Origin of the sequence: Nocardioides cynanchi (genome assembly GCF_008761635.1) — a bacterium.
In the GTDB taxonomy this organism is placed as follows: domain Bacteria; phylum Actinomycetota; class Actinomycetes; order Propionibacteriales; family Nocardioidaceae; genus Nocardioides; species Nocardioides cynanchi.
In genome coordinates this window covers 3613314-3634610 of sequence record NZ_CP044344.1, presented here as the reverse complement: position 1 = coordinate 3634610, position 21297 = coordinate 3613314, and the positions used below count along the sequence as shown (strand labels likewise).

The window sequence follows — 21297 nt, the reverse complement described above, 5'->3', positions numbered from 1 at the left end:
TCACCAGCGGTAGTGGGCGAAGGCCTTGTTGGACTCGGCCATCTTGTGGGTGTCCTCGCGCTTCTTCACAGCGGCTCCGAGCCCGTTGGAGGCGTCGAGGATCTCGTTCATCAGGCGCTCGGACATCGTCTTCTCACGACGGTCCGCGGCGTACCCGACCAACCAGCGCAACGCGAGCGTGGTGCCGCGTGTTCCCTTGACCTCGATCGGGACCTGGTAGGTCGCACCACCGACGCGTCGGGACTTGACCTCGATGGCCGGCTTCACGTTGTCCATGGCGCGCTTGAGCGTGACCACGGGGTCGGTGCCGGTCTTCTCGCGGCAGCCCTCGAGGGCGGTGTAGACGATGCGCTGGGCGACCTGCTTCTTGCCGTCCTTGAGCACCTTGGAGACCAGCTGGGTGACCAGCTGCGACCCGTAGACGGGGTCGACGTCGAGCGGCCGCTTCGGGGCGGGACCCTTGCGGGGCATTAGCTCTTCTCCTTCTTGGCGCCGTAACGGCTGCGCGCCTGCTTGCGGTTCTTCACGCCCTGGGTGTCGAGCGTGCCGCGGATGATCTTGTAGCGGACACCGGGGAGGTCCTTCACCCGGCCGCCGCGGACGAGCACGATCGAGTGCTCCTGGAGGTTGTGACCGACGCCCGGGATGTAGGCCGTGACCTCGACACCGCTCGACAGGCGCACGCGGGCGACCTTGCGGAGGGCGGAGTTCGGCTTCTTCGGGGTGGTGGTGTAGACGCGGGTGCAGACGCCTCGGCGCTGCGGACTGCCCTTGAGGGCGGGCGTCTTGGACTTGGACGCCTTGTCCTGGCGGCCCTTGCGGACCAACTGCTGGATGGTGGGCACCTGGTGGTTCCCTTTCTGTTTCTTACCTCAGTACCCAGCGCCTTGCCGGGCACGATCGTGTTGCGTTGGAGCGATGTGCCGTGAGATGTCGGCGTCCCGGGTTCACGTCGTACGACGGGTGGAGGGCTCGCCACGGTCCGGACCGGCCAGACACGACTGCCAAGGCTACCGGTGCGGCCGGTCAGGGCCAAAACGAGAATCCGAGCCGGTCAGGCGGCCTCGGCCGGGACCGGTTCGCGCTCGGCCCGGGCCAGGGACTCCGCCTGGGCGCGGGCGGGCCGGGCGAACAGCGCGAGCGCCAGCCCGACCCCCAGGATGGTGAGGATGCCGCCGCCGAGCAGGGTCCAGCGGGCGCCGTACTGCTGGCCGACCCAGCCGATGATCGGCGACCCGATCGGGGTGCCGCCCATCACGATGGTCATGTAGAGCGCCATCACCCGGCCGCGCAGGGCGGGCTCGGACTCGAGCTGCATGGTGGCGTTGGCGGAGTTGAGCATGGTCAGGGTGCACAGGCCGATCAGCGGGCAGACGATCGCGAAGGAGAGGTAGGTCGGCATCAGGCCCGCCAGGATCTCCGCGGACCCGAAGCCCAGGGCGGCGCCGACCAGCAGGCGCACGCGGATCCGGACCCGCCGCGCGCTCAGGAGGGCGCCGGCCAACGAGCCCACCGCCATCGCCGAGCCGAGGATCCCGAACTCGCCGGCGCCCTTGCCGAACACCTGGGTGGCCATCAGGGCAGAGGTGATCTGGAAGTTCATCCCGAAGGTGCCGGCGAAGAACACCATCACCAGGATCAGCATCATCTTGGGCTGGCTGCGGACGTAGCGGACGCCCTCGAGCAGCATCCCGGGTGTCCGGGCGACCGGTTTCGGGGAGTGCAGGAGCGCGGCGTCCATGTGCTGGAGCTGCCAGATCACCGCGCCGTACGACGCCGCGTTGACCAGGATCACCCAGCCGGTGGCCCCGGCACCGCCGCCCAGCGCCCCGATCATCAGGCCGGCGACCGCCGGGCCGACGATCCGGGCGGCGTTGAAGGTGGCGGAGTTGAGGCCGACGGCGTTGGTCAGGTCGTCGGCGTCGACCAGCTCCGAGACGAACGACTGACGGGCCGGCGCGTCGAAGGCCGAGCCGATGCCGAACAGGAAGGCGATCACGTAGACCTGCCAGACCTCGGCCACCCCGACCACGGCGAGGAGGCCGAGCACCAGCGAGGCGAGCGCCATCGTCAGCTGGGTGAGCTGGAGCAGGCGGCGCTTGGGGAAGCGGTCGGCGACCACACCGGCGTACGGCGAGAGCAGGAGCACGGGCAGGAACTGGAGGCCGGTGGTCACGCCGAGCGCCGTACCGCTGCCGTGGGTGAGCTCGAGGACCAGCCAGTCCTGGGCGACGCGCATCATCCAGGTGCCGGTGTTGGACACCAGGCTGCCGAGCGCGTAGCGGCGGTAGTTGGGGTTGTGCAGGGCACGGAACGTGGGGCTCAAGATCTGCTTCCGGTCTGGTGCGGGCGGTCGGTCAGTCGGAGGTGGCGAGGCGCTCGAGGATCGGCGCCGCGCGGCGGAGGGTGTCGCGTTCGTCCGTGGTCAGGTCGCGCAGGCGCTGGGCCAGCCAGGCGTCGCGCCGGGCGCGGTCGGCGAGCACGGTGGTCCGGCCCCGGTCGGAGAGCGCGAGGACGACCTGCCGGCCGTCGGTGTCGTGCTTGCGGCGGACGACGTAGCCGCCCGCGTCGAGGGCGTTGACGGTGCGGGTCATGCTGGGCGGTTGCACCCGCTCGTGGGAGGCGAGCTCCCCGACGGTCAGGTCGCCGTTGCGGAACAGGCAGCCGAGCACCGACATCGCACCCATGCTCAGCGGGTTGTCGGGGTGGCGCTCGTTGGCCAGGCGGCGACGCAGTCGCATCACCGACAGCCGGAGCTCGCTCGCGAGCCCGGCATCGGTCCGGGAGGCCATCTCGACAGTGGGCATATCGTTAGCATAACTCATTACCCACGCTAACCATTCCCGAGTCGCCACGAACAGGCAGCACAACACGGCCGAGTCGGCGCAAACAGGCAGCGCAAGGCGGCCGAGTCGTCACAAAGAGACGTAAGGAGGTCGCCGAGTCGGCATAAAGAGGCATCTCGGGGTGCACACATGCGCCGACTCAGCGGCTCGGGAATGCCTCTTTGCGCCGACTCAGCGGCTCGGGAATGCCTCTTTGCGCCGACTCAGCGGCTTGGGAATGCCTCTTTGCGCCGACTCAGGTGAAGAGGGCGGTGACGGGGTTGATCGCGAAGTAGACGACGAAGAGGGCGGCGACGACCCAGAGGAGGGGGTGGACCTCGGCGGCCTTGCTGCGCACCGCCTTGATCAGCACGTAGGCGCAGAACCCGGCCCCGATGCCGACCGTGATCGAGTAGGTGAACGGCATCAGGATGATCGTCAGGAACGCCGGGATCGCGATCTCGACGTCGTCCCAGGCGATGCCCTTGACCTGCTGCATCATCAGGAAGCCGACCAGCACCAGCGCGGGCACGGCCGCCTCGGAGGGGATCACCTTGACCAGCGGCGCGAAGACGATCGAGACCAGGAAGAGCAGGCCGGTCACCACCGACGCGAGGCCGGTCCGGGCACCTTCGCCGACCCCCGAGGCGCTCTCGATGTACGCCGTGTTGGACGACACGCCGGCCGCGCCACCGGCCGCCGCGGCCAGGGAGTCGACGACCAGGATCCGGGTCGGGTTGGGCGGGGTGCCGTCCTTGTCGAGCAGGCCGGCCTCGGCGCCGATCGCCGTCATCGTGCCCATGGTGTCGAAGAAGTCGGCCAGCATCAGGGTGAAGACCAGGAGGATCGCCGAGACCACGCCGACCTCGGAGAACGCCCCGAAGGTGACGTGCCCGATCGTGGAGAAGTGCGGCTTCTCGAAGACCGACGACGGCCAGGACGGGACGTTCAGGCCCCATCCGGTCGGGTTGTACCCGCCGGTCGGGAACATCGGGCCGGTGTTGCCGATGCCCTCCACGATCATCGCCAGGATCGTGGTCAGCACGATCGAGATCAGGATCGCACCTCGCACCTTGCGCACCCACAGGGTGATCACCAGCGCCAGCCCGACCAGGAAGACCAGCACCGGCCAGCCGGACAGGAACCCGTTGGGCCCGACCTCGACCGGCACGGTGGTCTGCGCGGCGTCGGGGATACGGCGTACGAAGCCGGCGTCGACGAAGCCGATGAAGGCGATGAACAGGCCGATCCCGACCGAGATCGCGATCTTCAGCTGGGAGGGCACGGCATGGAACACCGCCGTCCGGAAACCGGTCAGCACCAGCGCCAGGATCACCAGGCCCTCGATCACGATCAGGCCCATCGCCGCCGACCAGCTCATCTGGCGGGCGATCGAGACCGCGACGAAGGCGTTCAGCCCGAGCCCGGTCGCCAGCGCGAGCGGGTAGTTGGCCACGGTCCCCATCAGGATCGACATCACCCCGGCGACCAGCGCCGTCCCGGCCGCGATCGCCGGGAGGTTCTCGCCGTGACCTGTGCCGCCACCGAGGAAGTGGCCGTTCTTGTCGGGAGCGAAGCCCAGGATGATCGGGTTGAGCACCACGATGTAGGCCATCGTGAAGAAGGTGACGACGCCGCCGCGCAGCTCGCGCTCGACGGTCGACCCGCGCTCGTGGATGTGGAACCACCGGTCCAGCGCTCCGCCCTGCTGCCGCGGGTCGTTGCGACGGGGGGTCGGCGTGGACTTGGTGCGGTCCGCGGACCGGGTCTTGGCGGGGCGCGCGCCCTCGGACTGTTCCGTCACGCGCGGCAGCATGCCAGAGCCCGGGTCGCGGCGGAAGCGTCGCCGCGCAGACCGTCGGGGACACCCCTACAGTGAGCACCATGGAGCTGCGGGACGACCAGCCGATGACCCACGAGATCGGCAACCGCACCTACATCGTGGCCGACGTGGAGCCCCTCGACGTCGACGGGGTCCGCACGGTGCAGGTCGGTGTGGCGCTCTGGGTGATCGGCTTCGTCGCGGTCCTGCCGTTCTACGGCCGGCTCCAGGACGACGGCCGCTCGTGGCTGCTCTGGACCTGCGCCGCGGGCTGCGGCCTGGGGCTGCTGGGTCTGGAGTACTGCCGCCGCCGCAAGCGCGCGCGCACGCTGCGTGACCAGGCCGGCCCGGGCGAGGCCGAGGTCTCGACGACGATCTAAAAGGTCTCGAGATCCTCGACGATCTCGTCGATCACGGGGTCGGGCATCGGGATCGGCTCGTGGCGCTTGGCCAGGCGGACCTCGGAGTGCGCCCCGCAGCCGTGCCCGAACGCGACCACGCGGCCGTCGTCGTTGGCGTCGCCGTTCGCGCACACGCCGAACGACTCGGCGAGGGAGCCGGAGATCCGGAGCAGGAAGCCGCAGGTCGAGCAGGGCTCGGGCGCCGACTGCGCGAGCGGCGCCTCGGGGCCGCCGTCACCGTCGTACCACCGCTGCGCCGCCGACTCGTGACCCTCGAGCGAGAGGGTGCGGACCCGGCCGAGGCCGAGGTCCTGGGCGACGGTGCGGATCTGGGCCTTCGCGTCGGTGTCGAGCGGGTCGTCGCCGAAGGAGTACGTCGGGACCAGCCGCGGGTCGTCGTCGGCCACCGGCAGGAGGTCGCCGGGTGAGAGGTCACCCGGCTGGAGACGCTCGCGGTAGGGCACCCACTCCGGCGCCACGATCGCGTCGGCGCCGGGGATCAGCACGATCTCGTCGACGGTGACGGTCTTCTGCCGCGAGGCCCGGACCACGGTCACCGACCAGCGCCAGCCGAGGTAGCCCGGCTTCCGGCACTCGAACAGGTGGGTCACCACCCGTTCCCCCTCGACCTCGGCGCCGAGGTGGTCTCCGACCTCGGCGGCGTCGACGTCGAGGAGCAGGCTCGCTCGCGCCACGTCGGAGGCCGCTCGGGCGACGGCGTCGCCGCCCTCGTCGCGACGGGCTCGGGACGTGCGCGTGCGCTCCACGACCGGGGCCTCGTCGACGTCACTCATGGCGCCATGATGTCCCATCGGGTCGGCGCGTGTCAGATCGGTCCGCGACGAGTTGCGAGCCGGGACCCCGGCCGGCCCGGATCACGATGCAGGATGGTCCCATGACCTCGCCCGGGGAGCCCGCCCGCGCCTCGCGGCGCGACACCGTGGTCAGCGGCGCCCGGGTGACCGGTCGCGGCCTCCGGTCGGTGGCGCGCGGCACGGGCCGGCTGGGCCGCGGCGCCTTCCGTACGGCGCGCCGCGCGGCCGCCGCCGAGGGCGCCGACACCAGCGGGCTGGCCCGGCTGATCGAGCTCGGGGCGCTCAACGCCGCCGCCGACGCCGCCGTGGCGATCTCGCTGGCCGGCACGCTCTTCTTCCAGATCCCCACCGGCGAGGCCCGGGGTCAGGTCTCCCTCTTCCTGGGCCTGACCATGCTGCCCTTCGCGATCGTGGCTCCGCTGATCGGACCTCTCCTGGACCGCTTCAGCCACGGCCGGCGCTGGGCCATCGGCGCCACCATGGCGGTGCGCGCGTTCCTGGTGTGGGTGCTCGCAGGCTCGGTCACCTCGTCCTCGGTGTGGCTGTTCCCGGCCGCGCTCGGGGTGCTGATCGCCTCCAAGGCCTACAACGTGACCCGGGCTGCCGCCGTACCCCGGCTCCTGCCGCACGACCTCTCCCTGGTCACCGCGAACGCCCGGACGTCGATGGCCGGGATGGTCGGGGTCGCGGTCTCGGCACCGATCGCGGCCGCGGCGTCGACCTTCGGGCCCGAGTGGTCGCTGCGCTACGCCTTCCTGGTCTTCGTGGTGGCCACGATCCTGGCAATCCGGCTCCCGGCCCGGGTCGACTCCAGCCAGGGTGAGGACGCGATCGGCTTCCTGAGCGGCGCGGCGGTGGACGACCCCACCGCCGGTACGACGGCGGCGACGGCCACCGGTGCGGCCCGGCGACGCCGGACCGTCCGGATCCCCTCGAGCATGGCCTTCGCCCTGCGCGCCAACTGCGGGCCACGCTGGCTGTCGGGCTTCCTGACCCTCTTCATGGCGTTCCTGCTGCGCGTGCACCCGATCGCGGGGCACTCACCGAAGTTCCTGCTCGCCGCGATCATCGGCGCGGCCGGGGTCGGCAACGTCCTGGGCCTGGGGCTCGGCTCGGTGCTGAAGAACGTCCACCCCAAGATCACCCTCGTGCTGGCGCTCCTGGCCGACGCGGCCGCGGTCACCGTGGCCGCGCTGTTCTACGGCCTGCTGCCGCTCGTGGTGCTGGGATTCACCGCCGGGCTGACCCAGTGCCTGGCCAAGCTCTCGCTCGACTCCACCATCCAGCGCGACGTGCCCGAGCGGGTGCAGACCAGCGCCTTCGCGCGCAGCGACACCACGCTCCAGCTGGCCTGGGTGATCGGGGGCTTCGTCGGCATCGCGATGCCGCTCCAGCCCCGCCTCGGCCTGATCGTGGCGGCCGTGGTGCTGGTGGCGTGGTCGCTGTTCGTGCTGGCCAACGTCGGACGGCGTACGCCGGCACCGCGGCCGGCCCCGACTGCGGCCTGACGGTCGGTCGCGCCGCTCCTCAGAGCTCCAGCTCGTCGGCGAGGGCGCGCAGCAGCTTGGCGGTCGGCCGGGCCGAGCGCGACTCCGGGTAGCGGCCGTGCCGGTAGGACTCACCGACCCCGTCGAGCAGGCGGATCAGGTCCTCGACGATCGGGGCCATCTCCTCGGGCTTCTTGCGCTTGGCGTGCGACTGGTTGCGGACCACCGAGGCGGGCGCGTCGAGCACCTTGACCTGGAGGGCCTGCTCGCCACGGCGGCCCTGGGCGATCCCGAACTCGACCCGGGTGCCCGCCTTGAGGGTGGCGGTGCCGTCGGGCAGCGCGTCGGCGTGCACGTAGACATCGGGCCCGTCGTCCTGCGACAGGAACCCGAAACCCTTCTCGGGGTCGAACCACTTCACCTTGCCACTGGGCACGATCATCCCTCTTCTACAACAGCAGCGGCCGGGTCACTTGCCCGGCCGACACCCCAGCCTAGGCTCCTGCCCGGCGACGGCACCAACCGATTCACCCCGCAGGGTGTCCGGGGGTGGACCCTTGGACTCGGTGGGGTGCGCCTGTCATTCTTGGCGGCTCACCGGCGGCGCCCGCCGCCGGGCGATGGAGGATCCCGTGACCGTGTGCGGCCAGCGAGCTCGTCGGCGGGTACGCCGCGGGTCGGCCGCGGGCTCGGCGCTCCTGCTCGGTCTGCTCGCGGCGACCACGGTCGCCGGCGGCGTGGCCGTGTCCGGGCCGGCTCAGGCGCACGTCCCCGACGGTCACCGGTCCCTCTACCTGGTCACCCTGACCGGGCCCGGCACGGCCGGCCGCCACGACGCCCCGCGCCATGCGCCGGACGCGAGCCGCGCGGCGCAGGTGCTGCGGCAGGACGCCCTGCTCGACCAGGTGGGGGCGTCGGCACCGGTCTACCGCTGGACCACCGCCCTGGACGGGTTCGCCGTACGCCTCGACGCCGGCCAGGCGGCGACCCTGGCGGCGAGCGCCGACGTGGCCCTGGTCGAGCGCGACGCCGTACGCCGGCTGACCGGGCTGGACCTGCGGGCCGCGGCCGGGACGCCGACGCACTCCGTCCCCGGAGGTGGCCGCGACCAGGTAATCGGGTTCGTGGACTCCGGTCTGTGGCCGCACAGCGCGGCGTTCGCCGAGAGTCCGGGGATGCACCGACGGCCACCGGGCTTCCACGGCCCCTGCCGGACCGGCCCCGGCTGGCGAGCCGGCATGTGCGACGGGAAGGTCGTGGCGGCGCGGTTCTTCGTGCGAGGCTTCGGCGCGGACCGGATCGCCAGCAGTGCCCGGCTCTCCCCGGTCGACGACGACGGCCACGGCACGCTCTCGGCCTCGATCGCGGCCGGCGACGGCGGGGTCACCGTGCAGGTGCCCGGCGTGCCGCACCGGCTGACCAGCGGGGTGGCGCCGCGAGCCCGGGTGGCGGTCTACAAGGCGTGCTGGCAGGCCCCCGACCCGGCGAACGACGGCTGCTCCACCGCCGACCTGGTCACCGCCGTCGACCGGGCGACGGCCGACGGCGTCGACGTGCTCGACCTGCCGGTGTCCGGCCCCGACCGGATCGACACCGTCGAGCGCGCGCTGCTCGGTGCCACCGAGGCGGGCACGGTGGTGGTGGCCTCCGCCGGCAACGGCCCCGGCCACGCCGCCCATCCGTCGCCCTGGGTGACCACGGTCGGTGCCGGCACCGGTGAGCAGAGCCGCGGTGCGGTCGAGATCGCCGGCGGGCCCCGGCTGACCGGCGCCATGTCGTCGCGCCGGCACGTCGGGCCGGTCCGGGTCGTCCTCGGCAGCGACCTGGCGGTGCCCGGGCGGTCGAGCCGGGCCGCAGCCCGGTGCCTCCCGGGCAGCCTCGACGCGGGTCGGACGGCGGGCCGGGTGGTGGTCTGCCGTCGCGGGGGCATCGGGCGGGTCGACAAGTCCGCGGCCGTGGCCCGGGCCGACGGCGTCGGCATGGTCCTGGTCAACACCGGACCGGGCTCGGTCGACGCCGACCTCCACAGCGTGCCGACCGTGCACCTCGACGCCAGGGCCGGGTCGACGCTCACCGCTTGGGTGCGGAGCCACCCGCGGGCCAGGATCCGGTTGGTGCCGTCCGGCACCGCGCGGCCCGGGCCGAGGGTGCCGGGCTGGTCCCGAGGCGGTGACCGCACCGGACCTCTGCTCAAGCCCGACCTGCTGGCGCCCGGCCTCGGCGTCCTGGGCGCCGTACCCCCGGACGAGCGTGGCCTGCGGTGGGACCTCGAGTCCGGCACCTCGGCCGCCACGGCCGCGGTCAGCGGTCTTGCGGCCGCGCTCGGCGCCGCACCGGGCTGGACCCCCGGCCAGGTCCGCTCCGCACTGGCCACCACGGCCCGGCCGGTCCCCGGTGCGGGACCGCTCCGCCAGGGTGCGGGCCTCGCTGCGGCCCGGCCCGCGGCACGCCCCCATCTCGCCTACCTGCCCCGCCCCGGGGACTACCGCCGCTGGCTGGACGGCCTGCTGCCCGCCGATGCCCTCGACGCCACGTCGGTCTTCGTCTCCACCGGCGCCACCTCCCCGACGGTCGTCACCCGCCAAGTCACCAACGTCGGGGAGCGGGCGCGCTACTTCTCCTCGACGGCGACCGGCTTCCGGCGCCACCAGGTGGTGGTGACGCCCGCGGCCGCCCGCCTGGCGCCGGGCGAGAGCCTCACCTTCCACCTCGAGGTGTACGGCGCCGGGCCGGGGGCCGCGCAGCCCCTCGACAGCGGCGCGGTCACCTGGACCGCCGAGGACGGCACGAGGGTGCGGATCCCGGTCGTGATCGCTCCCTGAGCGTGACCCGGGGGCGGCCGGCTCGTTGACGAGGAGTACGTCGACGATCTCAGGAGCCCTCATGCCACGTGCCCGCCGAGTGATCGGTCTCGCTTCCTCAGCCTGCCTCGCAGCCGCCCTCGTCACCCTGGGCGGCCATGCCACGGCCAGCAACCCTGCCGAAGGGACGGTCAGCGACACCTCCACGAAGGTGACCTGGAGCGGCGGCCCCTTCGTGGCTCCCAACGCGACCGCGACCGCCCTCGGCGCTCCCGACTGCACGGTCCCGATGAGCTGCGACGACTTCACCCTCCACGTCTCGACGCCCGCCGGCTACGACACCGGTCACGCGCTGAAGATCGACGTGGCCTGGCCGAACACCGCCGCGGACTTCGACGTCTACGTGCTCGACGCGGCCGGTCACACCGTCGGCACCTCCGCCTCCAGCGCCAACCCGGAGGAGGTCGTGGTCCCACCGACCACCGGGACCTACACCGTCCGGGTCGTCCCGTTCGCCCCGCTCGGGGACAGCTACACCGCCAAGGCGGTGCTCACCGACACCCCGGCGCCCCCGCCGCCGGGCACAGCGACGCCGCCGGGCTTCACGACGTACCCCGCCCCGAGCACCCTCGGCAAGGACACCAACAACGCAGGCGAGCCCTCGATCGGCACGGACTGGAAGACCGGTTCGACGATGTACCAGGCCAGCCTGTCGACCTACCGGGTGAGCTTCGACGACAGCACCTCGCCGGCGACCGCGCACTGGTCGGACGTCTCGGCCAACGCCGCCGACGGCTGTGTGGTCGGCAGCACCCTGAGCCTGGACCCGATCCTGTTCACCGACCACACCACCGGGCGCACCTTCGAGTCGCAGCTCACTGGCGCGGACTCGGCCACCTGCTACACCGACGACGACGGCACGACGTGGAACCCGAGCACCGGCGGGGGCATCCCGTCCGGCGCCGACCACCAGACCCTGGGCGGCGGGGTCTACAGCCCGGCCGGCCTCGGCTCCCTGCCCACGTCGACCTATCCGCACGCGGTCTACTACTGCAGCCAGGACATCGCCACCGCCTTCTGCGCCGCCTCGCACGACGGGGGTACGACGTTCGGCCCCGGCGTCCCGACCTACAGCCTGCTCGACTGCGGCGGCCTGCACGGCCACGTCAAGGTCGCGCCGGACGGTACGGCGTACCTGCCCAACCGGGCGTGCGGGAACAACGCCGCGGTCGTCGTCTCCAAGGACGGCGGCACCACCTGGACGGTGAACAAGGTGCCCGGCACCAGCCCCAGCGACGCCGACCCGTCGGTGGGCGTGGGCGCCAACGGCACCGTCTACCTCGGCTCGGTGGGCTCCGACGGCCGCCCGAGCGTCGCGGTCAGCCACGACCAGGGCACGACGTGGTCGACGCCGCAGGTCGTCGGCAGCGAGTTCGGCATCAAGAACGCCGTGTTCCCGGCCATGGTCGCCGGTGACGACGACCGGGCCACCCTCGCGTTCCTCGGCACCCCGACCGCCGGCAACTACCAGGACGCCACCAACTTCAAGGGCGTCTGGCACCTCTACCTGGCCACGACGTACGACGGCGGAAAGTCCTGGGTGACCAGCGACGCCACCCCGAACGACCCGGTCCAGCGCGGCTCCATCTGCACCGGCGGTACGACGTGCGGCAGCGACCGCAACCTGCTCGACTTCATCGACGTGACCACCGACAAGCAGGGGCGGGTCGAGGCGGCGTTCGCCGACGGCTGCATCAACACCTGCGTCACCGACACCACGGAGACCAGCGGTGCCGGCCCGGCCGACGCCCAGGCGGCGTACGCCACGATCGCGCGGCAGAGCAGCGGCCTCGGGCTCTTCTCGGCGTACGACGCCTCGACGGTCAACCTGAAGCTGACCAAGCAGCACCTGCACAAGAACGCCAGCGGAATGTGGGTCGACCGGGTGACCGTACGCAACACCGGTGACCGCGCCGTCTCGGACTTCGCCACGATCGTCACCGACAACCGCTCCCGGGTCGGCCGGGCGGTGACCTCGCTCAATGCGCACCGAGGCACCGCGCTGGTGTTCCGCTGGCCGGCCTCGTCGAAGCCGCAGACGATCACCGCGATCACCGACCCGCGCGACCGGGTGCGCGAGCGCCACGAGTCGGACAACAAGCGGGTGGCGCACCGGGGCCGGCGGTGACGGTGACCAGGGCGGCGCGGGTCGCCGCTGCTGCACTGGGGCTGCTCCTGCTCACCGCGGGCTGCGGCGGCTCGGGCGCGGCCTCGGGTCCCGAGGCCGACGCCGACCTGACGGCCGCGGCCGACACCTCGACCTGCCTGTCCGACGCGCACCAGGTCAGCGACTTCCCCGCGGGCTATCCCACCGAGTTCCCACTGCCGGACGTCACCGTCGTCTACCACGTCGAGGACCGCGGCTCCGAGGGCGTCGTGGCCACCGGGGTCACCAAGGCGGCGTTCCCCGACGTGCTCAGTGCCCTGAACGCGGCGAAGTCGGCCGGCTTCAAGGTGACCGAGGGCGAGACCGAGGACCACGACGCCGAGGCCAACTGGACCGGCAACGGCTACACCGGTCGCTGGGCGATCAAGGAGTCGACGACCTGCCCCGGGGAGACCGTGATCCAGCTCCTGTCGAAGAAGATCTGAGGGTCGACGGGGCGCCGGCCCAGGCGATCGGGTACTACTGGAGCGTGACCGCACGGACCGCTCGCCCTTCCGTACCGCCGTCAGGGGTCCCCTCGTGAGCCGCCCGGAGGTCCCGCTCCGGATCGCCCGGCAGGGCACCCGGGCGGTGGCTGCCGCGGCCCGGCGCCTGCGCGGCGGCTCGGGCAACGTGATCGCCGGCCGTCTCCTGCTGATGGCCACGCCCTCGGCGGCCGCCGAGCTCAGCCGCGGCCGCCGGATCACCCTGGTCAGCGGCACCAACGGCAAGACCACCACCACCGGTCTCCTGACCGCAGCCCTGGGCGGGGACGGCGTGGTCGGGAGCAACCGCGGCGGGGCCAACACGTCGGTCGGCATCGCCGGCACGCTGGCTGCCACCCGCGACCACCGGATGGTCCTGGAGACCGACGAGGGCTGGCTGCCCTGGGTGATCACCCGGACGCGACCGGTCAGCGTGCTGATCTCGAACCTGTCCCGCGACCAGCTCTCACGCCACCACGAGGTCGGCTCGGTGTCCCGGGCCTGGCGCACCGCCCTGGCCGGGGTGCCCCTTGTCGTCGCCAACGCCGACGATCCCCTGATCGTGTGGGCGGCGATGGCTGCCGAGCGCCAGGTCTGGGTGGCCGCCCACATCTCCTGGACCCAGGACTCCCTCGTCTGCCCGAAGTGCGGCTCCCGGATTCGGCACGAGGACGGAGGCTGGCACTGCACGGAGTGCGACCTGCGGCGACCGCAGCCGGACTTCTGGCTCGACGGAGCGACCCTGCACGGGCCGGACGACGACCAGGTGGCTCTCGCGCTCGGCATCCCGGGCAGGTTCAACCTGGGGAACGCCGCGCTGGCGGTCGCGACCGCCCACGCGGACGGCGTACCCCTCGAGGAGGCGGCGCGTCGGGTGGCGGCGGTCCCCGCGGTGTCCGGCCGCTTCGAGCAGGTGCGCCACGGCGAGCACGAGCTGCGGCTGATGCTGGCCAAGAACCCCGCCGGCTGGCTCGAGCTCCTGGCGATGATGGCCGACGACCAGCGGCCCGTGGTGCTGTGCTTCAACGCCGAGGGGGTCGACGGGCGCGACCCGTCCTGGCTGTACGACGTCTCCTTCACCGCCCTGCGCGGCCGGACCGTGTGGGTGACCGGCCGCCGCGCCACCGACCTGCTGGCCCGGCTGGCCGTCGACGGCGTCGAGGCCCGGCGCGCTCCGGCAGGCCTGCTCAGCGTGCTGCCCCACCTGGCCGCCGGCCCGGTCGACGTGGTCGGCAACTACACGGCCTTCCAGGCCGCCCGAGAGGAGCTGGGCCGCCGTGGCTGACCCCTTGGTGATCGTCCACGTCTACCCCGACCTGCTCGGGACCTACGGCGACCGCGGCAACGTGCTCGCCCTGGCCTACCGCGCCGGGCTGCGCGGCGTCGCGACCGAGATCGTCGACGTGATGGCCGACCAGCCGCTCCCCGCCTCCGGCGACCTCTTCGTGATCGGCGGCGGCGAGGACGCCACCCAGCTGCTCGCGGCCCGGGCGATGCTCGCCGACGACCGGGCGGCGTCGATCTTCGGGGGCAGCGCACCGGTCTTCGCGGTCTGCGCCGGGCTCCAGCTGCTCTCGCGGACGTTCCTCGGGTTCGAGGGCCGGCCGGAGACGGGGCTCGGGCTGCTCGACGCCACCTGCGACCGGCTCGCCGAGCGGGCCGTCGGCGAGATCGTGCTCGAACCGGTGGAGCTGCCCGGCGTCCCGACGCTGACCGGGTTCGAGAACCACCGCGGCACGGCCGAGGTCGGGCCGTCCGCGCGCCCGCTGGGCACGCTCGTGGCCGGAGTGGGGAACGGCGACGGTCGCACCGAGGGAGTGCAGCAGGACAACATCGTCGCGACCTACCTGCACGGGCCGGTGCTGGTCCGCAACCCTGTGCTCGCCGACACGCTGCTCGAGCGGGTCACCGGCCCGCTGGCCGTCGTACCCCGTGACGTGACCGAGCAGCTCCGCGAGGAGCGGCTCGACGCCGCCGACCCGCGCCGCCGCCCCGAGGGTCGGCGGAGCCGGCTGCGGCGCTGACCTGTCGGACCCGACCGCTCAGGCAAGCCGAGCCGCGACCACCCGGTCGAGCACCTCGAGGGGCAGCGAGCCGCTGTCGAGCACGGCCGAGTGGAACTTCTTGACGTCGAACGCCGCCCCCTGCCGCTGCTCGGCCTCGGCCCGCATCCGCTCGATCTCCAGCCGGCCGATCATGTACGACGTCGCCTGGCCGGGGCTGCAGATGTAGCGGTCCACCTCGGGCCGGCAGACACCCTCGGTGAGGGGGCTGTTGGCGACCATGTAGTCGATCGCCTGCTGGCGGCTCCAGCCCAGCGCGTGCAGTCCGGTGTCGACGACGAGCCGGCAGGCCCGCATCGAGTCGGCGCTGTACATGCCCATCCGGTCCACGGCCGAGCTGTAGAGACCCATCTCGTCGGAGAGCCGCTCGGTGTAGAGGCCCCAGCCCTCGGCGTACGCGGAGTTGTGGAGGTGCTTGCGGAACTCCGGCATCGTGTCGGGCAGCTCGGCGGCGATGGCGAGCTGGAGGTGGTGACCGGGCACGCCCTCGTGGAAGGCCATCGACTCGAGCTCGAAGCGGCCCCACGTCTCGGGGTCGGTGGTGTTGACGAAGAACGTGCCGCCGCGCGAGCCGTCGGTCGCCGGCGGGTAGTAGAACGCCTTGGCGCCGACCTCGGTGCCGGACACCGCGCACGGCGCCTGGGGCACGACCTCGAACCAGTCGCCCATCGCGGCCTCCGCCCTGGCGAGGGCGACACGCGACTGCTCGACCAGCTCGTCGGCGTGCTCGAAGTGCAGCTTGGGGTCGGTGCGCATCGCCTCGAAGATCTGCTGGAGGTCGTCGGTGCCGACCACCTCGGGGCCGAGCGCGCGGTACTCGTCGGCGAGCTTGGCGACCTGCGCGAGACCGATCTCGTGGATCTCCTGCGCCGTCTTGGCGGTCGTCGTGTAGTAGCGCAGGGTGCGGTCGTAGGCGTCGTCGCCGCCGGTCAGCCAGCTCAGGCCGCACCGCTCCTCGGAGCGGGCGATCGGCAGAGCCTGGTCACGCAGCGCGTCGCGGTAGGCCACCAGGCCCGGGCGCACCGCGCGCTCGAGCGCCTCCTGCAGGTGCCTCCGGAACGCCTCGGCGTCGACACCGTCGGGGATCGCGACGGCGCCCAGCATCGGGTCGCTCGCGGGCGGGACGGCGAGCGCGGCCTCGATCTGGGCGATCGTCTCGGCGACCGCGAACTCGGCCGCCACCCAGCCGCGGCCCACGCCCTCGTGGACCCGGTCGGCGAGCTCGTGGAAGTAGGTGCCGATGCCGTCGAGCTTGGCGGGCATCGCGTCGGCGACCTGCTGGTCGGGCACCGCGAGCATGCCGAGCACCAGGGACAAGGTGGTCTGCGGGCCGTGTACCGGGTCGGCGGCCAGCTCGGTGAGTCGGGCGTCGAGCAGGTCTGCGGTGGACGTCGCGGACGACGCCAGCACCCCCCGGGTGAGCCGCTCCTGCTCGTCGAGCGGGCCCTCGTCGAGCGCCTCCGCGCGGGCCGCGAAGTCGCGCAGGGTCGCAGCGACGGAGTCCTCGGAGACCCGGGAGCAGTGCTCGTAGCGGCCGACGGCGGAGTAGTCGCCGAGCATGTGCCGCCAGGTCGGGTCGACGTCGAGCAAGGCCTTCCAGTAGTCGTCGGCCAGCTGTCGCAGTGAGTCGCTCAACGCAGGTTCCTTCCGAGGCTCCGATGGGTCGCGATCAACCTAGCCGCGGGAGTCGACGCCGGACGTCACGATTTCGTCTCGACCGGAGGCTCCGGCCTACGAGCCGGCCGGACCGTGGCCCGCACCGGTCAGGCCGAGCCTGGCCGCGGTCTCCTCACGCATCTGCACCTTGCGGATCTTGCCGGTCACCGTCATCGGGAACTCGTCGACCAGCAGCACGTAGCGCGGGATCTTGTAGTGGGCGAGCTTGCCGGTGGCGTACGCGCGAACCGCGTCGGCGTCGAGCGGCTCGGCGCCGGCCCGCAGCTTGATCCACGCGGCCAGCTCCTCGCCGTACTTCTCGTCGGGGACGCCGATCACCTGCACGTCCTCGATGTCGGGGTGGGCGTAGAGGAACTCCTCGATCTCGCGCGGGTAGACGTTCTCCCCGCCGCGGATCACCATGTCCTTGATCCGGCCGACGATGTTGCAGTAGCCGTCCTCACGCATCTCGGCGAGGTCGCCGGTGTGCATCCACCCCTCGGCGTCGATCGCCTCGGCGGTCTTCTCGGGGTCGTCCCAGTAGCCGAGCATCACCGAGTAGCCGCGGGTGCACAGCTCGCCGGGGCTCCCCCGCTCGACGGTCGCGCCGGTGACCGGGTCCACGATCTTGACCTCGACGTGGGGATGGACCCGGCCGATCGAGGCGGTACGACGGTCGAGGTCGTCGTCGACCCGGGTCTGGGTCGAGACCGGTGAGGTCTCGGTCATGCCGTAGGCGATGCAGACCTCGGCCATGTGCATGTCGCCGAGACAGCGCTTCATCACCTCGACCGGGCAGATCGACCCCGCCATGCAGCCGGTCCTCAGGCTCGAGAGGTCGTGGTCGGCGAAGGTCGGGTGGTGCTGCATGGCGATGAACATCGTCGGCACGCCGTACACCGCCGTGCACCGCTCCTCGGCGATCGCGCGCAGGGTGACCTCGGGGTCGAAGCCCGGCGCCGGGATCACCATCGTGGAGCCGTGGCTGGTGCAGCCGAGGTTGGCCATCACCATCCCGAAGCAGTGGTAGAAGGGCACCGGGATGCAGAGCCGGTCCTGCTCGGTGAAGCCCATCAGCTCGGTGACCATGAAGCCGTTGTTGAGGATGTTGCGGTGCGAGAGGGTCGCGCCCTTGGGCCGGCCCGTGGTGCCCGAGGTGTACTGGATGTTGATCGGGTCCTCGGGTCGCAGCGTCAGCATCCGCGCGTTCACGACGTCGGAGTCGACCTGCTGGCCGGCGGCCACCACGTCCGCCCAGTCGCCGGTGCCGATGTAGACCACGCGCTCGAGGGCTGAGTTGAGGGGCGCCGTCTCCTCGACCATCGCCCGGTAGTCGCTGGTCTTGAAGCTCTCGGCGGCGACCAGGAGCCGCAGCCCCGACTGGTTCACGGCGTAGGAGAACTCGTGGGTGCGGTAGGCCGGGTTGACGTTGACCAGGACCGCCCCGATCTTGGCGCAGGCGTACTGCGTGATCGTCCACTCGGCGCAGTTGGGTGCCCAGATGCCGACCCGGTCGCCCTTCTCGATGCCGTACGCGATCAGCCCGCGTGCGAACAGGTCGACGTCGTGGTTGAGCTCGCGCCACGTCCACCGACGCCCGGACGCGAACTCGACGAGGGCCTCACGATCGGGGAAGGCCGCGACCGTGCGGTCGAGGTTCGCCCCGATCGTCTCCTCGAGCAGGGCCGGCTCGGACTCACCGCGCGCATAGGACTGCATGACCGGAAACTACTCGCCCGAGCTGGGCTGCGGGAGGGTCGGCTCAGCCGACGCGGACGACGGTCATCGTGCGGTCGCCGAGGTTGACCACGTCGCCGTCGAGCAGGGTCGCCGGCCGCCCGGCGGTCAGTCGCCTGGCGACCCCCTGCCGCCGGAGCACGGAGCCGTTGGTCGAGCCGCGGTCGGTGACCACGAGCGTGCCGTCGGGGGCCAGCGCCACCTGGGCATGGGTCTTGGAGACCGACATGTCGGTCGACGGCAGCCCGACCAGCCGGGCCCCCTGCTCTCCCTCGCGGGGCTCGGGGCGTCGCCCGATCAGCACGACCGACTCCACCCGCACCCGCTCGCCGGTGTCGAAGACCAGGCCCCAGGCGGACGGGGCCGGTGACGCCTCGGGGGTTGCCGTGGTGCCGCCGGAGGCCGCAGCGGCCAACGCCGGGTCGCGCACGGTGGTCCGCCCCGACTCCCCTGCGTCGCCGGTCGCCGGTCGGGCCCGGTGATCGCGGGTCGGTGCCCGGGCGGGGAGCCGGGCGGGGTCGGGTCCGGGCGGCGTACGACGTGCGGGCACCAGCCGCATCGCGGTCAGGTTGACCACACCGCGAGGCGCGGACTGCTCGGGCTCCTCCGCGGCCGGCACCGGTCGCACGTCCACGACGAGCGAGGAGACCAGCCGGTCGTGCCAGCCGCGCGCAAGCCGATCGGGGTCGGCCAGGGCGGTCCAGGCCAGGGCCGCGAGGCCGAAGCCGAACGGCACCGTCGCACCCGCGACCACCACGGTGCGGAGCAGGGCCGGTCCCATCCCGATCGGTCGACCGGTACGGGAGTCGATCACCCGTAGTCCGCAGAACGCCTTGCCGGGGGTGCTCCCGGTGAGACCGAGAAGCGCCGCGAAGACGCCGCCGACGACCAGGACCGTCGCCACGATCACCAGGACACCGCCCCACACGTGGCCGCGGGAGATCAGGTAGTGCTGCGCCGCCAAGGCGAAGGCGAGGTCGATGCCCCAGGCGATCAGGCGGTCGACGGCGAAGGCGTAGAAGCGCCGGTCGGTCTCGGCGACCCGGAGCCCGGTCTCGGGCGTCGGAGCGGTGCGGGCCGGGGTGGCGGTCGGTGCGACTGCGCTGCTCACGGCGCTCACACGGTGGTGACCTGGATGGTCACCCCTTCACCGAGGTCGACGATGGCACCCGGGATCAGCTGGACCGCGATGCCGGGCTGGAGATCCTCGGCCGGCAGCCCGGGCTGGACCACGACGGTGCCGTTGGTCGAGCCGAGGTCGGTGACCACCGCCGAGCCGTGGTCGGCACCGGTGCCGGGCCGGATCTCGAGGTGGGTGGAGGAGACCTCCTGGTGCGGGCTCGGCACCCGGACCAGCCGCGACTGGTCGTCACCACCGAAGCGACGCGACTCCGGTGCCCGGCCCACCAGCACCGCCCGGTCGACGTCGACGATCTCGCCGCTGGAGAAGATCAGCCGCGCCACCGGTCGCTGGGCGACCGCGGGCGGGGTCGGTGTGCCCGGAGCGTGGTCGGGCGGTCGCGGGCTCGGCTCCTCGGCGGGTGCCAGCGGACCCGGGTCGAACGACCCGCTCTGGGTGTCGCCGGGATCGGGGGTCACGACCGGCGGCGGGATCGGGGGCGCAGCGACCGGCGGCGGGATCGGGGGCGCGGCGACCGGCGGCGCCGTGACGGGGGGTGCGGCGGCGGGCGACGCGGGCGCGCTCGGCGGCTGCTCGAGCCCGGAGACCCGGACCAGCCCGGTGCCGAAGGGGTACGGCGTACCGTCGCCGTCGGCGACCTGCACCTTCAGGCCGGTCACCCCGGAGACCGTCTGTTCGACCCAGGTGGTGTCCTGGGCGCCGCTCACCGTGACCGGGCCGTCGCTCGTGGTCAGCTCGGCCCGGCCGGCCCCGCGGATCACCACCCGGACCTCGGAGCCCTCTGTGCTGACCAGCACGAACCCGGGCAGCTCCCGCAGCCCGCCGCTGATCAGGGCGTCGAGCACCTCGTCGAAGCCGGCGTCCTCGTCCACCCGCTCCCACAGGCCGGCCACCCGGGACTTGGCGGCGGGTGGCAGCAGGACCGCCACGCGGTCACCCAGGACGCCGTACCAGTCCCCCGGCGTGACGGAGCGGCTTGCGGTCACGGCAGGGCCCCCAGTTTCTCGTGCAGACTCTCGCGCTGGCGCCGGGAGTCGTAGCTGTCGTCGCTGGCCAATCCCATCACATCCACCACGACCGCCGTGGCGTTGTCGACCCCGCCGGCAGCCACCGCCGCCGCGACGACTCGCTCGGCGGCGTCGCGCGGGTCGGGGTGGCTGCCGAGCAACGTGGCCAGGTCGTGGTCGGGAACCATCCCGGTGACCCCGTCGGAGCAGAGCAGGATCCGTTCGGCCTCGGGCAGCGGGAGCGTGAAGTAGTCCGGCTCGGGACGATCGGGCCCACCGAGAGCGCGGGTCACGATGTGCCGCTCGGGGTGCACCGCGGCCTCCTCCTCGGTGATCTCACCGGCGTCGACCAGCTCCTGGACCACGCTGTGGTCCACGCTGACCCGGACCAGCTCGCCTTGGTTGAACCGGTAGATCCGGGAGTCGCCGAGGTTGGCCAGCAGCCAGCGCGGCTCGCCCTCCTCCTGCACCAGCAGTGCCACCACCGCGGTCGTCCCGCCGTGCCAGCGGCCGCCGTCGCTGCCGAGGTGCGTCTCGCCGTACTGCCGGAGGCGGAGCTGGCACTGCCGCAGCGTCGCGTCGACGACGTGCCGGCCGCGCCGGGCGTCGTAGCCGACGTCGGCGAGGCGGGCGAACTCCTCGGCGACGATCCGGCTGGCGACGTCACCGCCGTCGTGACCGCCCATGCCGTCGGCGACCACGAACACCGGCGGGTCGGCCAGGTGGGAGTCCTCGTTGACCTCGCGGACCAGACCGACGTCGGTGGCCGCCCCGTAGTGGAGCTCGACCCGATCGAGCCCGTCGTCCATCACGCGGGCCCAGACCCGCAGCTGGGGCAGACCAGTAGCGTG

At 72.7% G+C, this 21297-nt stretch carries 19 protein-coding genes; 7 read left to right on the top strand and 12 right to left on the bottom strand.

What is annotated here, in order from left to right:
- The 5 genes from rpsG to E3N83_RS17590 all read right to left on the bottom strand — a co-directional run bounded on the left by rpsG (position 1) and on the right by E3N83_RS17590 (position 4521).
- A complete protein-coding gene (rpsG, locus tag E3N83_RS17610) occupies positions 1-471 on the bottom strand; it encodes a 30S ribosomal protein S7 (RefSeq protein WP_151084434.1) in 471 nt (156 codons plus the stop codon).
- A complete protein-coding gene (gene rpsL, locus E3N83_RS17605; RefSeq protein WP_151084433.1) occupies positions 471-845 on the bottom strand; it encodes a 30S ribosomal protein S12 in 375 nt (124 codons plus the stop codon). The genes rpsG and rpsL overlap by 1 nt, the downstream gene beginning before the upstream one ends.
- Positions 846-1054: 209 nt before the next feature.
- Complete coding sequence (locus E3N83_RS17600) at positions 1055-2326, bottom strand: MFS transporter (protein WP_151084432.1); 1272 nt, start codon at positions 2324-2326, stop codon at positions 1055-1057.
- Between the two features lie 31 nt (positions 2327-2357).
- A complete protein-coding gene (locus E3N83_RS17595) occupies positions 2358-2807 on the bottom strand; it encodes a MarR family winged helix-turn-helix transcriptional regulator (protein ID WP_238342967.1) in 450 nt (149 codons plus the stop codon).
- Positions 2808-3081: 274 nt separating this feature from the next.
- Positions 3082-4521, bottom strand: a complete 1440-nt coding sequence (locus E3N83_RS17590; RefSeq protein WP_238343204.1) for an NCS2 family permease — start codon at positions 4519-4521, stop codon at positions 3082-3084.
- A gap of 188 nt (positions 4522-4709) precedes the next feature.
- On the opposite strand from E3N83_RS17590, the gene E3N83_RS17585 reads away from it, so the two are divergent.
- The gene (locus tag E3N83_RS17585; RefSeq protein WP_238342966.1) at positions 4710-5027 is read left to right on the top strand and encodes a DUF2530 domain-containing protein; all 318 of its coding nucleotides are present in this window, start codon (positions 4710-4712) and stop codon (positions 5025-5027) included.
- Here E3N83_RS17585 and E3N83_RS17580 read toward each other — a convergent pair.
- Complete coding sequence (locus E3N83_RS17580; RefSeq protein ID WP_151084430.1) at positions 5024-5842, bottom strand: DUF3027 domain-containing protein; 819 nt, start codon at positions 5840-5842, stop codon at positions 5024-5026. The genes E3N83_RS17585 and E3N83_RS17580 overlap by 4 nt on opposite strands.
- A gap of 101 nt (positions 5843-5943) precedes the next feature.
- Here E3N83_RS17580 and E3N83_RS17575 point away from each other — a divergent pair, with 101 nt between their 5' ends.
- A complete protein-coding gene (locus tag E3N83_RS17575; protein WP_151084429.1) occupies positions 5944-7371 on the top strand; it encodes an MFS transporter in 1428 nt (475 codons plus the stop codon).
- A 19-nt stretch (positions 7372-7390) separates the two neighbouring features.
- Here the strand turns inward: E3N83_RS17575 and E3N83_RS17570 are convergent, their stop codons facing one another.
- Positions 7391-7786: a cold-shock protein gene (locus E3N83_RS17570; RefSeq protein WP_151085430.1), complete on the bottom strand. Its 396-nt coding sequence runs from the start codon at positions 7784-7786 to the stop codon at positions 7391-7393.
- Positions 7787-7988: 202 nt separating this feature from the next.
- On the opposite strand from E3N83_RS17570, the gene E3N83_RS17565 reads away from it, so the two are divergent.
- The 5 genes from E3N83_RS17565 to E3N83_RS17545 all read left to right on the top strand — a co-directional run bounded on the left by E3N83_RS17565 (position 7989) and on the right by E3N83_RS17545 (position 14866).
- Positions 7989-10172 carry a S8 family serine peptidase gene (locus E3N83_RS17565; RefSeq protein WP_191907852.1) on the top strand — a complete coding sequence of 728 codons (2184 nt, stop codon included), beginning with the start codon at positions 7989-7991 and terminating at the stop codon, positions 10170-10172.
- A 61-nt stretch (positions 10173-10233) separates the two neighbouring features.
- Positions 10234-12339, top strand: coding sequence for a CARDB domain-containing protein (locus E3N83_RS17560; RefSeq protein ID WP_151084427.1), 2106 nt, complete (start codon positions 10234-10236; stop codon positions 12337-12339).
- Entirely contained in the window at positions 12336-12803 is a 468-nt protein-coding gene (locus E3N83_RS17555; RefSeq protein ID WP_151084426.1) for a hypothetical protein, read from the top strand. Before E3N83_RS17560 ends, E3N83_RS17555 begins: the two co-directional genes overlap by 4 nt.
- Positions 12804-12897: 94 nt before the next feature.
- On the top strand, positions 12898-14127 hold the full coding sequence (locus E3N83_RS17550) for a MurT ligase domain-containing protein (RefSeq protein WP_151084425.1): 1230 nt from the start codon (positions 12898-12900) through the stop codon (positions 14125-14127).
- Positions 14120-14866 (top strand): type 1 glutamine amidotransferase, encoded by a 747-nt coding sequence (locus E3N83_RS17545; RefSeq protein WP_151084424.1) that lies wholly within the window; start codon positions 14120-14122, stop codon positions 14864-14866. Before E3N83_RS17550 ends, E3N83_RS17545 begins: the two co-directional genes overlap by 8 nt.
- An 18-nt stretch (positions 14867-14884) precedes the next feature.
- On the opposite strand, the gene E3N83_RS17540 is transcribed toward E3N83_RS17545, so the two are convergent.
- The 5 genes from E3N83_RS17540 to E3N83_RS17520 form a co-directional block, all read right to left on the bottom strand.
- Positions 14885-16540 (bottom strand): DUF885 domain-containing protein, encoded by a 1656-nt coding sequence (locus tag E3N83_RS17540; RefSeq protein ID WP_151084423.1) that lies wholly within the window; start codon positions 16538-16540, stop codon positions 14885-14887.
- 96 nt (positions 16541-16636) lie between these two features.
- Complete coding sequence (locus tag E3N83_RS17535; RefSeq protein ID WP_151084422.1) at positions 16637-18280, bottom strand: AMP-binding protein; 1644 nt, start codon at positions 18278-18280, stop codon at positions 16637-16639.
- A gap of 43 nt (positions 18281-18323) precedes the next feature.
- Positions 18324-19409: an RDD family protein gene (locus tag E3N83_RS17530; RefSeq protein ID WP_191907851.1), complete on the bottom strand. Its 1086-nt coding sequence runs from the start codon at positions 19407-19409 to the stop codon at positions 18324-18326.
- Positions 19410-19414: 5 nt separating this feature from the next.
- A complete protein-coding gene (locus E3N83_RS20270) occupies positions 19415-20425 on the bottom strand; it encodes an FHA domain-containing protein (RefSeq protein WP_151084420.1) in 1011 nt (336 codons plus the stop codon).
- Positions 20422-21255 carry a PP2C family protein-serine/threonine phosphatase gene (locus E3N83_RS17520; RefSeq protein ID WP_151084419.1) on the bottom strand — a complete coding sequence of 278 codons (834 nt, stop codon included), beginning with the start codon at positions 21253-21255 and terminating at the stop codon, positions 20422-20424. Before E3N83_RS17520 ends, E3N83_RS20270 begins: the two co-directional genes overlap by 4 nt.
- Positions 21256-21297: the final 42 nt, after the last annotated feature.

Excerpts from the sequence above, each read along its gene's own strand:
- rpsG (WP_151084434.1), bottom strand. The coding sequence starts at position 471 with ATGCCCCGCAAGGGTCCCGCCCCGAAGCGGCCGCTCGACGTCGACCCC.
- E3N83_RS17595 (WP_238342967.1), bottom strand. The coding sequence starts at position 2,807 with ATGCCCACTGTCGAGATGGCCTCCCGGACCGATGCCGGGCTCGCGAGC.
- E3N83_RS17585 (WP_238342966.1), top strand. The coding sequence starts at position 4,710 with ATGGAGCTGCGGGACGACCAGCCGATGACCCACGAGATCGGCAACCGC.
- E3N83_RS17580 (WP_151084430.1), bottom strand. The coding sequence starts at position 5,842 with ATGAGTGACGTCGACGAGGCCCCGGTCGTGGAGCGCACGCGCACGTCC.
- E3N83_RS17575 (WP_151084429.1), top strand. The coding sequence starts at position 5,944 with ATGACCTCGCCCGGGGAGCCCGCCCGCGCCTCGCGGCGCGACACCGTG.
- E3N83_RS17560 (WP_151084427.1), top strand. The coding sequence starts at position 10,234 with ATGCCACGTGCCCGCCGAGTGATCGGTCTCGCTTCCTCAGCCTGCCTC.
- E3N83_RS17535 (WP_151084422.1), bottom strand. The coding sequence starts at position 18,280 with ATGCAGTCCTATGCGCGCGGTGAGTCCGAGCCGGCCCTGCTCGAGGAG.
- E3N83_RS17520 (WP_151084419.1), bottom strand. The coding sequence starts at position 21,255 with ATGGACGACGGGCTCGATCGGGTCGAGCTCCACTACGGGGCGGCCACC.